Source organism: Rhodospirillales bacterium (genome assembly GCA_016872535.1).
In the GTDB taxonomy this organism is placed as follows: domain Bacteria; phylum Pseudomonadota; class Alphaproteobacteria; order Rhodospirillales; family 2-12-FULL-67-15; genus 2-12-FULL-67-15.
In genome coordinates, this window is the sequence record VGZQ01000091.1 from 1 (window position 1) to 10909 (window position 10909).

General features: G+C 69.4%; 11 protein-coding genes. 5 read left to right on the forward strand and 6 right to left on the reverse strand.

All coding sequences use genetic code 11. The features are described 5' to 3' along the window. Positions 1–20 precede the first annotated feature (20 nt). The 5 genes from FJ311_14220 to FJ311_14240 all read left to right on the forward strand — a co-directional run bounded on the left by FJ311_14220 (position 21) and on the right by FJ311_14240 (position 6286). Positions 21–953: a TAXI family TRAP transporter solute-binding subunit gene (locus FJ311_14220; protein ID MBM3952594.1), complete on the forward strand. Its 933-nt coding sequence runs from the start codon at positions 21–23 to the stop codon at positions 951–953. A 74-nt stretch (positions 954–1027) separates the two neighbouring features. Next, positions 1028–2998, forward strand: coding sequence for a TRAP transporter permease (locus FJ311_14225; protein ID MBM3952595.1), 1971 nt, complete (start codon positions 1028–1030; stop codon positions 2996–2998). Further along, on the forward strand, positions 2886–3473 hold the full coding sequence (locus FJ311_14230) for a pentapeptide repeat-containing protein (protein ID MBM3952596.1): 588 nt from the start codon (positions 2886–2888) through the stop codon (positions 3471–3473). Before FJ311_14225 ends, FJ311_14230 begins: the two co-directional genes overlap by 113 nt. A 79-nt stretch (positions 3474–3552) precedes the next feature. Further along, the gene (locus FJ311_14235; GenBank protein ID MBM3952597.1) at positions 3553–5343 is read left to right on the forward strand and encodes a PBP1A family penicillin-binding protein; all 1791 of its coding nucleotides are present in this window, start codon (positions 3553–3555) and stop codon (positions 5341–5343) included. A gap of 22 nt (positions 5344–5365) precedes the next feature. Beyond that, positions 5366–6286: an EamA/RhaT family transporter gene (locus FJ311_14240; protein MBM3952598.1), complete on the forward strand. Its 921-nt coding sequence runs from the start codon at positions 5366–5368 to the stop codon at positions 6284–6286. Here FJ311_14240 and FJ311_14245 read toward each other — a convergent pair. The 6 genes from FJ311_14245 to FJ311_14270 all read right to left on the reverse strand — a co-directional run. Further along, on the reverse strand, positions 6283–6936 hold the full coding sequence (locus FJ311_14245) for an isoprenylcysteine carboxylmethyltransferase family protein (protein ID MBM3952599.1): 654 nt from the start codon (positions 6934–6936) through the stop codon (positions 6283–6285). The genes FJ311_14240 and FJ311_14245 overlap by 4 nt on opposite strands. Beyond that, positions 6902–7288, reverse strand: a complete 387-nt coding sequence (locus tag FJ311_14250; protein MBM3952600.1) for a MarR family transcriptional regulator — start codon at positions 7286–7288, stop codon at positions 6902–6904. Before FJ311_14250 ends, FJ311_14245 begins: the two co-directional genes overlap by 35 nt. Further along, on the reverse strand, positions 7285–7650 hold the full coding sequence (locus tag FJ311_14255) for a hypothetical protein (GenBank protein ID MBM3952601.1): 366 nt from the start codon (positions 7648–7650) through the stop codon (positions 7285–7287). The genes FJ311_14250 and FJ311_14255 overlap by 4 nt, the downstream gene beginning before the upstream one ends. A 42-nt stretch (positions 7651–7692) precedes the next feature. Then, a complete protein-coding gene (rfaE1, locus tag FJ311_14260; GenBank protein MBM3952602.1) occupies positions 7693–9156 on the reverse strand; it encodes a D-glycero-beta-D-manno-heptose-7-phosphate kinase in 1464 nt (487 codons plus the stop codon). Then, positions 9153–9737, reverse strand: a complete 585-nt coding sequence (locus tag FJ311_14265; GenBank protein ID MBM3952603.1) for an SIS domain-containing protein — start codon at positions 9735–9737, stop codon at positions 9153–9155. The genes rfaE1 and FJ311_14265 overlap by 4 nt, the downstream gene beginning before the upstream one ends. Then, on the reverse strand, positions 9734–10909 hold a 1176-nt coding region (locus FJ311_14270; GenBank protein ID MBM3952604.1), incomplete at its 5' end, for a Gfo/Idh/MocA family oxidoreductase. The genes FJ311_14270 and FJ311_14265, both read right to left, overlap by 4 nt.

The following is a 10909-nucleotide window of genomic DNA, read 5'->3' on the forward strand; positions in this document are numbered from 1 at the left end:
GCACTTTTGCAGCCGTCGCGTTGGCCGCGGCGTTGGCCGTATCGGGCGCCGCCCAGGCGCAGATGAAGCCGATGACTCTCGGCACCGCCTCCGTCGGCGGGACGTATTTCATTTACGGCGGCGTGGTTGCGAGCCTCTTGACCGAAAAGCTCGGCGTCAACGTCTCGACCCAGCAGACCCAGGGCCCGAACCAGAACGTGATCCTGACCGACGGCAAGCAGGTCGAACTCGGCATGACCACCATGGGCGTCGCGCTGCAAGCCTGGAATGGCACCGGCGATTGGACCAAGGGCAAGAAGTACAACAACATCCGCGCCGTGTTTCCCATGTACGACACGCCGTTCCACTTCATCACCACGGAAAAGAGCGGCATCAAGTCGGTCGCCGACCTGAAGGGCAAGCGCGTGGGCGTCGGGCCCAAGGCCGGCACCTGCGGCACCTACTTTCCGCTCATGTTCAAGGCGCTCGGCATCGACATGGACATCCGCTTCGGCCAGGCGAGCGACATGGGAAGCCAGCTCGGCGACGGCCTTCTCGACGCGTTCCCGTTCTGCGCCGGCGTGCCGATCGCGATCTATACGGAACTGGAGGCGCAGCGTCCGGTCCGCTTCTTCACCTTCACAGACGCCGAGCTCGCCAAGGTCAAGAAGGATATTCCGGAGCTTTCCGACTCGGTCATCCCCAAGGGCACCTACAAGACCCAGACCGAGGACCACAAGACCGTCGGCCTCTACAACTTCTTCATCGTCCACAAGGACATGGATGCCGACACGGTCTACAAGATCGCCAAGGCGGTGCTGGAAAACAACGCCGCCATGGTCAAGGGCCACGCGGCGGCCAAGGAAACCCTGATCCAGAACTGGACCAAGAACACGTTCCTGCCGTTCCATCCGGGCGCGGTGAAGTATTACAAGGAAAAAGGGATCACTATTCCCGCTAACCTCGGCGGCTGATCCGAAACCTCTTCGGCCGGCGCCGCGTCGCCAATGACGCGGCGTCGTGCTCGAGGGGAGACCAGATCGCGCCGATGACCGTTCCGCCCGCCGCCAACGCGCCCGAAACGCCAGCCGAAACGCCGAGCGAGCTTGAGTTCTCGGGCAGCCAGCGCACCCTCGTCGGCTGGCAGAAGGCGCTGTTCTACTGGCTCTGCGCCGGGTTCACGGCGTTCCACCTGATCGTCCTCAACGTCTATCCGATCGATTCGATGTATCTCCGCGCCGTGCACCTGGGTTGGGGCTCGGTGATCGGTTTCGGCTTTTTCGCTTGGCGCGCGGGCGCGGCGAAAGGGCCGATCCCTTGGCACGACTGGCTGTTGATGGCGGCGTCCGCCGCGTGCGCGGGCTACGTGGTCGTGTTCCTCGACGAGCTGCAGATCCGCGCCGGCGCGCTCTACACGGCGGCCGATTTCGCCGTCGGCCTCGCCGGCACCGCGCTGGTGCTGGAACTCGCGCGTCGCCTCGCCGGCACCGCGTTGATGCTCATCGCCGGGGTGTTCCTGCTCTACGCCTTCGTCGGCCCTTGGATGCCGGGCGTGCTGTATCACAAGGGCTTCAACGTCGGGTTCATCTTTTCCTACATCTTCAGCGAATACGGCATCTTCGGCGTGACGCTGGAGGTGTCGTCGACCTTCATCATCATGTTCACCGCGTTCGCCGCCTTCCTCACCAAGTCGAAGGCGGGAGATTATTTCAACGACCTCGCCGTCGCCCTGGTCGGCTGGGCGCGCGGCGGCCCGGCCAAGGTCGCGGTGGTGTCGGGAATCCTGTTCGGCTCGATTTCCGGCTCCTCGGTCGCCAACGTGGTCGCGTCGGGCTCGGTCACCATTCCGATGATGCGCCGGGTCGGCTACGACCGCGCCACCGCCGGCGCGGTCGAGGCGACCTCCTCGACCGGCGGCCAGATCACGCCGCCGGTGATGGGCGCGGGCGCGTTCATCATGGCCGAAGTCACCGGCATTCCCTATTCGACCATCGCGCTCTCGGCGATGATCCCGTGCTTTTTGTTCTACATCGCCTGCTACGCCCATTGCGACCTGCACGCGGTGCGCAACGGCCTGCGCGGAATCCCGCGCGCCGAACTGCCGGCGCTGATGCCTCTCCTGAAGCAGCTTTACATGCTGGCGCCGGTCGTCGTCCTGGTCACCGCCTTCGTCATGGGTTACTCGGGGTTCCGCTCGGCAATGCTCGGCATCTTCGCCGCCGTGATCGCGAGTTGGTTAAACGCCCGCTTCCGCATGGGTCCGCGCGCGGTGGTCGACGCCCTCGAAATGGCGGCCAAGGATTGCCTGCAGCTGGTCGCGGTCTGCGCCGCGGCCGGCATCATCGTCGGCGTGATCGCGTTGACCGGCGTCGGCGGGCGGTTCTCGTCGCTGGTGCTCGCGGTCGCCGGGCAAAGCCAGGTGCTGGCGCTCCTGATGACCATGGTGGTGGTGACGATCCTGGGCATGGGCATGCCGACCACGGCGGCCTACGCCATCGCCGCGGCGGTGGTGGCGCCGGGCCTGATCCGCATGGGCGTGCCGCCGCTGGTCGCGCACATGTTTATCTTCTATTACGCGGTGCTCTCCGCCATCACGCCGCCGGTCGCGGTCGCCTCCTTCGCCGCGGCGGGCATGGCCCAGGCCGATCCCTGGCGAACCTCGTGGATCGCGGTCAAGTTCGGGCTCGCCACGTTCATCGTGCCGTTCATGTTCTTCGCCAGCCCGGCGTTGATCGGCCAGGGCACCTGGTGGGAAATCGTCAACGTCGGCCTGACCGCGGCGTTCGGGGTGTTCGCGCTCGCGTGCGCGACCGAAGGCTGGCTCAACGGGCCGCTGTCCGCGCCGCTGCGCGTGGCGCTGTTCGCGAGCGCGATCGGTTTGATCCACCCCGAAGACATCAGCTCCTTTGTCGGCGCCGGCACGGCGATCGCGATCTGGATCTACCAGCGCTGGCGGCACGGCCCCGACCCGGGGGAGAAAATCCCGCCGGCGGCGCCCCAGGCCGCCGCCTCGCGTTGAATTCGCGCGCCAACCCGCGCATACTTGGACGCAGACTCGAACGCCGTTCATCGTCGGGGAGCACGCGGCCTTGGCCAAGCGCGCCGATTTCGACCAAATTCTCGCCGATCATCAAACCTGGGTTGCCGGCCGGGGCGGCGCGCGCGCGGTCCTGATCGGCTGGAGCCTCCGCGGCGCGGATTTGCGCGCGGCGGACCTGCGCGGCGCCGATCTCCGCCGCGTCGATTTCGCGGGCGCCAATCTGGAAGGCGCGAACTTGCGCCGCGCCGACCTCTCGGATGCCTCCTTCGTCGGCGCCAATCTCGGGAGCGCGCTCTTGGACGAAGCCGACCTTTCGGAAGCCGACATGCGCGGCGCCAACCTCGCCGGCGCGTCGTTCGTCAACACCGAGGTGTGGCGGACCAATTTCAAGGGCGCGATCGTCGCGCCCGAAACGCTGCACCGGTTGCTCGGCTGCCGCCGGCCGGATAAGTGACGGCGCGGAACGTAACGGCCGGGCACGAGCCGGCCCGAAACGCGATGACCCACGGCGGCCTCGTCGCCTGGAAATTTTCATGAGACGAAAACGGCGCAAGGGGGGAATCGTGTCGCGCGCGCTCGCGCTCTTGGTGTGGGGCGCGGTCGCCGCGATCCTCGCGCTCGGCTTTTTCGCCTACGATCTGCCCGACGTCGAACGCGCGTTCCGTCCGACGCGCGCGCCGTCGGTGGTGGTGCGGGCGGCCGACGGCACGGAACTCGCCCGCGTCGGCGAAATCTGGGGTCGGCCGGTGCCGCTCGCGGAGCTGCCGCCCGAACTGCCGCTCGCCGTGATCGCGACCGAAGACCGCCGCTTCTACCAGCACTTCGGCCTCGACCTCGTCGGCGTCGCCCGCGCGGCGCTCGCCAACCTGCGCGCGGGCCGCGCGGTCCAGGGCGGCTCGACGCTGACCCAGCAGCTCGCTAAGAACCTGTTCCTCAGCCCCGCGCGCACGCTCCGGCGCAAGGTCCAGGAGGCGCTGCTCGCGTTGTGGCTGGAAAGCCGCTTCGACAAGGAGGAAATCCTCACCGTCTATCTCAACCGCGTCTATTTCGGCGCCGGGGCCTACGGCGTCGACGCGGCGGCGCGGCGCTACTTCGATACCGACGCGCGCGGTCTCTCGCTCTACCAGTCGGCGCTGCTGGCGGGGCTTTTGAAGGCGCCGTCGCGGCTCAACCCGCTCGCCAGTCCCGAACGCGCGCACGCGCGCGCGGCCCAGGTGCTGGAGAACATGGCCGCGCTCGGCTTCGTGACCGAGGACGAAGCCCGCGCCCTCGGCCAAGCCCCGCCGCCCCGCCCGCCGGAACGGAGAGAAGCGCCGAAACCCCAGGCCCGCTATTTGGCCGATTGGGTGACGGAACAGCTTTCCGATTTCGTGACCCTGGGCGATCGCGACCTGATCGTCGAAACCACCGTCGATGCCCGGTTGCAGCGCGCGGCGGAAGGCGCGCTCGCGCGCGCCTTCGCCGAGCCCGCGCCGGGCGGGCCGGAACAGGCGGCGCTGGTCGCGCTCGATTTCCGGGGCGCGGTCCGGGCTCTGGTCGGCGGGCGCGATTTCGGCCAAAGCCAGTTCAACCGCGCGACCGGCGCGCGCCGCCAACCCGGTTCCGCCTTCAAGCCGGTGGTCTATCTCGCCGCGCTCGAAGCCGGACTCGATCCCGCCCAGCGCTTCGTCGACGGCCCGTTTTCCATCGCCGGCTACAGCCCCCGCAACTACGAAGGCACGTACGCGGGCGAGGTGGGCCTGGCCGAGGCGGTCGCGCGCTCCATCAATACGGTCGCGGTCCAGGTGGCGGTGCAGACGGGGCTCGCGCGCGTGGTGGACATGGCGCGGCGCCTCGGCCTCGGCGACGGGTTCGAGGCCGACGCCAGCCTCGCGCTCGGCACCGGCGAAGTGACGCTGCTCGACCTCACGGCGGCTTTCGCGGTGCTGGCCAACGGGGGCGAACGCGCCTGGCCTTACGCGATCGAGCGCATCAGCGACGGCGACGGCCGCGTCCTCTGGCGGCGCCAGGGCGAAGGCGCCGAGCGCATCGCCGACCAAGGCCACGTGCGCACCCTGGTCGGCTGGCTCCGGGGCGCGGTCGAAGGCGGAACGGGGCGCGCCGCCCGGCTCGACCGCGACGCCGCCGGCAAGACCGGCACGACGCAAAATTTCCGCGACGCCTGGTTCGTCGGCTTCACCGCCGACCTGGTTGCAGGCGTGTGGATGGGCAACGACGACGCGAGCCCGATGAAAAATGTCACCGGCGGCGGGCCGCCCGCGCGCCTCTGGCGCGATTTCATGCTGGAGGCCCACCGAGGCCTGCCGCCGAAACCCCTCTATTGACGCGAATGGAAATCGTCCCGTGATGGCCTGGATTTGGGTCCCGATTACGATCTTCGCCGCGCTGCTGCAGACGCTGCGCAACACCGCGCAGCGGCACTTGGTCGACCGGGTCGGCACGCTCGGCGCGACGTTGGTGCGTTTTCTCTACGGTCTGCCCTTCGCGGTCGCCTTCGTCCTGCTCGCGTGGGCGATCCGCGACGTGCCCGTCGACGCCGCGTGGCGCCTCGCGGGGCCGATGTTCTTTTTCTGGATGGTCGTGGGCGCGGCGGCCCAGATCGCGGCGACCGCGTTGTTGTTGCGCGCCATGAAGGAGCGCAACTTCGCCCTCGGCGTCGCCTATTCGAAAACCGAGGGAATCCAGATCGCCGTGTTCGGATTGGTCTTTCTCGGCGATCCGCTGACGTGGGCCGCGGCGGCGGCCATCGTCGCGGCGTCCCTTGGCGTGATGATGGTCTCCGTCCCCAAGAACGCGGCCTTGCGCCAGCTGTTGGTCGGCGGCTGGACCACCCGCGCGGCGCTCTACGGGATCGCCTCCGGGACCGCGTTCGCGCTCGCTGCCGTCGGCTTTCGCGGCGCGATTCTCGATTTGGCGCCGCTCGATTTCCTGGCGGCGGCGACCTACACGCTCGTCTGGGCGCAACTGACGCAGACCGTATTGCTGGGCGGCTGGCTGTGGCTGTTCGACCGCGCCGTCGCGGCCGCCGTCATGCGCGCCTGGCGGGTTTCGGCGCTGGCCGGATTCCTCGGCGCCTCGGCCTCGGCGCTCTGGTTCACGGCGTTCGCGCTGGAGCCGGCGGCGCACGTGCGCACCCTCGGCATGGTCGAGCTGATCTTCAGCTACGCGGTGTCGGCCCGGTTGTTCCGGGAAAAATTCGCGCCGCGCGAATTGGCGGGGCTGGTCTTGCTCATGGCGGGCCTGGTCGGGATCGTTCTGGCGGGCTAGGCTCTAAAGGCCCGGCCCTTCCACGGGAAAAACGCCGGCACAGTTTCGCGGTAGCGCGCGTAAGCCTCGCCGAAGCGGGCGAGGAGGCGGCGTTCCTCGTAGCGCGATCCGATCCATAAATAGAGACTCGCCCACACCGCGGTCGCCAGCGTGAACTCGTCGGCGACGCGCCCCCACAGCAATAAAAACGCGCCCGCATAGAGCGGATGGCGGACGTAACGGTGGAAGCCCGATAGATTGAGCGGCTCCTCGTCGTCGAGAAACCTACCCTGGGCCGCGGCGCGGAGCTGCGCCGTACCGGCGAAGCGCCCGAGGTCGTAGCGAAAAAGGGCGGCGACCAGCACGCCCGCGCCGATCAGCGTCATCGCCCATTGCGCGGGAACGAGCCAAGCGGGGCGCGTGAACGGCTCGGCCCCTCCCAAAAGTACCCATCCGGCGGCGACGGTGAGCGCCACGTGCAGGAGCGCGAACAGGTTGTAGGCGAGCCGGTAGCCCGCGCGCAAATAGGGCTTGAGGCGGGCCTTCACCCGCGCGTCGGCGAGAAGCGAATGGCCGCAGCCGAACGCGAGCCAGAGAGCCGCGTAGAGAAGATGAAAGGCGAACACAGAAACGCGCCTACGCGGCGGCGCGGCGCCGAGGTGCCTTGCCAAGAGGAAGCTGAAGTACGATCCGTTCGAATCCGACCTTGGGAACGAGCCTTCCGCGCGGGCCGCGCTTCAAGGTGATCAGGCCGCAGGCCGCCATGCGCTTCAGGGTGCGCGAAAGGTTGGATTTCTCGCGTCCGCTCGCGCGCGCGAGCGCGTCGAGGGAGTCGGGGTTGCGTTCGGCGATCAAGGCGAGCAGGGCCCGGTTGCCCTCGGATAGGATTTTGGCGAAGGATTCGGCCGACGTAAACCAAACCTTGGGGTCGCGCGGCGAGGGCTTCAGCTTGCCCCGGGCGATGGCGAGCGTGCGCGCCTTCATCTCGGCGTAGGAGGCGATACCGACATTGAGGGTGGTCATTTCACAACTCCGCGTTCCTTGAGGATCGAATCCACGTCCGTCCAGAAATCCGCCAGCAGTTCCGCGGCGCTCCGGTATTCGTAGGGCTTGGTTGCGCGCGGCCCGTGGCGGTGATCACGCGCTTCCGGCGTACGCCGCCTCCGTCCCGGTGGCGGATGGGCGTTGTCGTAGCCCGCCAACCGGCGCCCGGCCGCATCGTGCAGCGTCAGTGAATAGCTCAGCCCGTGCGGCCGGTCGGGCAAGGGCGGCACGCGCTTGACCACGAACTTGACCCAATGACCGCCGCCCGGGTCCACCACCAGCACCTGTCCGTCGAGCAGCAGCAGATCACCCAATGCCGGGTCGTGCCGAAAGGCGGGCATGACAAAGGTTATCAATAAATGATAACTATGACAAGAGCGCGCCTAGCGCGCCATCTTCTTGATCGTCGCCGTGGTGCTGTGGCCGGGGGCGAGTTGGGCGAGCAGCACGCGTCCGCCCCAGGATTCGACCCGGTCGGCGCCGACCACCTGGGCCTTGGCGTAGTCGGCGCCCTTGACCAGCACGTCGGGGCGCAGCGCCTCGATCAGATCGATCGGCGTGTCCTCGGCGAACACCACCACCGCGTCGACGGCGGCGAGCGAGGCGAGCACGGCGGCGCGCGCCGTTTCGGTCTGCACCGGGCGGCCGTCGCCCTTGAGCCGCGTCACCGAATCGTCGCTGTTGAGGCCGACGATCAGCTTGTCGCACGCGGCGCGCGCTTGGGCGAGCAGCGACACGTGGCCGGGATGCAGCAGGTCGAAGCAGCCGTTGGTGAAACCGATCTTCAGCCGGCTCGCGCGCCAGGCGCGCACGCGGGCTTCCGCTTGCGCGCGGGTCATCACCTTGGCGTCGGCGTCCATCAGGTCCTGGCGGTGCAGCGCCATCGCCACCTCGTCGGCGGCGGCGGTGGCGGTTCCGGCCTTGCCGACCACGATGCCGGCGGCGACGTTGGCGATCAGCGCGGCGTCGGCGAGCGACGCGCCGGTGGCGAGCAGGGCGGCCAGGGCCGCCACCACCGTATCGCCCGCGCCGGAGACGTCGAACACTTCCCGCGCCTCGGCGCGGAACCGCTCGGGCGCTTTTCCTTCGCGCACCAGCAGCATGCCGTCGGCGCCGAGGGTGGCGAGCACGGCGCCCAACCGATGGCGCGCGATCAAGGCCTTCGCCGCCGCGGCGATCGCGTCGTCGTCGGCAAGCGTCGCGCCCGCCGCTTCGGCCAGTTCGCGTTTGTTGGGGGTCACCACGTCGGCGCCGGCGTAAGGGTTCCAGTCGCGGCCCTTGGGATCGACCACCACCAGGCGCTTCGCCGCCTTGGCCTTGGCGATCAATTGGGCGGCGACGCCGTCCGCGAGCGCGCCCTTGCCGTAATCGGATAGCACCAGCACCCGGCAATCGGCGAGCGCCTTTTCGGCCGCCGCGATCAGCCGCGCGCGCGAATCCTTGTCGAGCGGCCCGACGATTTCGCGGTCGGCGCGGAGAATCTGTTGCGCGCCGCCGACGTAGCGGGTCTTGATGGCGGTCGGACGGGCGGGATCGGCGACGAGATCGTTCGCGAGGCCGGGCTCGGCGGCGGTCAGTTGGCCGAGGCGGCGGCCGGCGTCGTCGGCGCCGACCACGCCGATCAGGCGGGCGGACGCGCCGAGGGCGGCGACGTTGCGCGCGACGTTGCCGGCGCCGCCCGGCATCGCGCTTTCGCGCTCGACGCGCAGCACCGGAATCGGCGCCTCGGGCGAAATCCGCTCGACCGCGCCCGCGACGTAGATATCCAGCATGACGTCGCCCGCGACCGCGACGCGCGCGTCCTTGAGGGACTCGACCAGGGGGACGAGGCGCGCGCGGTCGCTCATGAAACCAGCCCCAACTCGATTTCGAGCGCGCCGCACAGCATCTGGCCGAGGGTAATGTGCATTTCCTGGATGCGGGCGGTGGTGTCGGAGGGCACGATCAGCAGCGGATCGGCCAGACCCTTGAGCTTGCCGCCGCCCTTGCCGGCGAGCGCGGCAGGAACAACCCCCATCGCCTTCGCTTTTTCGAGCGCGCGGACGATGTTTTCGCTCTCGCCTGAGGTGGTGATGGCGACGGCGACGTCGCCCTTGCGGGCGAGCGCCTCTATCTGGCGCGCGAACAGGTGTTCGAAACCGAAATCGTTGCCGATGGCGGTCAGCGCCGAGGTGTCGGTGGTGAGCGCGAGCGCGGCGATGGCGGCGCGGTCCTTCTTGTAGCGCACCGTCAGTTCGGTCGCGAGATGCTGGGCGTCGGCGGCGCTGCCGCCGTTGCCGAAGAACAGGATTTTTCCGCCGGCGCGGAGCGAGGCGACGGACGCGCCGACCAGGCGGCGGAACGGCGCGGCGAGGCTCTGCGCGGTCGCGCGCTGAACGTCGGCGTGTTCGGCCATCTCGGCGGCGAAGAAGCGCTCGAGATCGGTCATAGGACCACCCGCTGGCCGGTGCGTAAAGACTCCATCGCCGCCAGGATCGCGCCCGAGGTCTCGATCAGTTCCGCCTCGTCGACCGGCGCGGTCCCGCCCGCTCTGACCGCCGCGACGAAGGCGGCGAGTTCCTCAGGCAGACCCTTGCCGGCGGCGCCGGTCCGGGTTTCGGTTCGTCCGCCTTCCGATACCGTCAGCGCGCGGAAGTCGTCGAGCACGAAGGCGGCGCCGCCCGCGAACGCCTCGATCCGTTCCTTGCCCGCCGCCGCGTCGCCGACGGCGGCGTAGACGATGGCGGCGAGGCTTCCGTCGGCGAAGCGGAGATGAATGGTCGCGTTCTCGCTCAAGGCCTCCGGCCGCCGCGGCGGCGCGGCTTCCGCGAACACGGCGCGGATCGGCTCGCCCGCGAGAAAGCGCGCGAGATCGACGAAGTGGCACGCCTCGCCGACGATGCGCCCGCCGCCCTCGTCGGCGCTGGCGGCCCACGAGTTCGGATCGAGGGCGCCGGCGTTGACGCGGAGCGTCAGCACCTTGGGCCCGGCGCGCTTGGCCAATTCCGCGCGCAAGGCACGCGCCAGCGGCGCGAAGCGCCGGTTGAAGCCGACCTGGAAAAAGGCGCCCGGCTTGGCGTCGGCGCGCGCGGCGATCACCTCGTTCAGTTGCGCGAAATCGAGGGCGAGCGGCTTTTCCACCAGCACCGCCTTGCCCGCCTTGAGCGCTTCGGCGGCGAAACGGGCGTGGCTGTCGTGGCGGGTGGCGACCAGAACAGCGTTGACGGCGGGGTTCGCCAGCACCGCTTGCTCGTCGGCGGCGGCGTTGCGGAAGCCGTGCGTCTCGCGCCCCCGTTCGGCGGACATGCCGCGCCGGGCGACCACGGTTTCCAGCACGACGCCGGGAATGCGGGCAAGCTCCGGCAGCACCGCCGAACGGGCGAACGATCCCGCACCGATCAGCCCAACGACGCAAACTCCGGGGGCGGGCGCGGCCTTCGGCGGCGCGAACGCCGCGCGCGGCCGCTCCGGCGTTTGCGGATAGGCGAGGACGACGCCGAGGCTCGGTTCCGCGCCGGCGATCAGGTCGTAGGCGCGGGTGGCTTCGGCGAACGGAACGCGATGCGTGATCAGGGGGCCGACGTCGAGGTGCGCGGTCTGCGCCCGCGCCTCGGGCGCGAG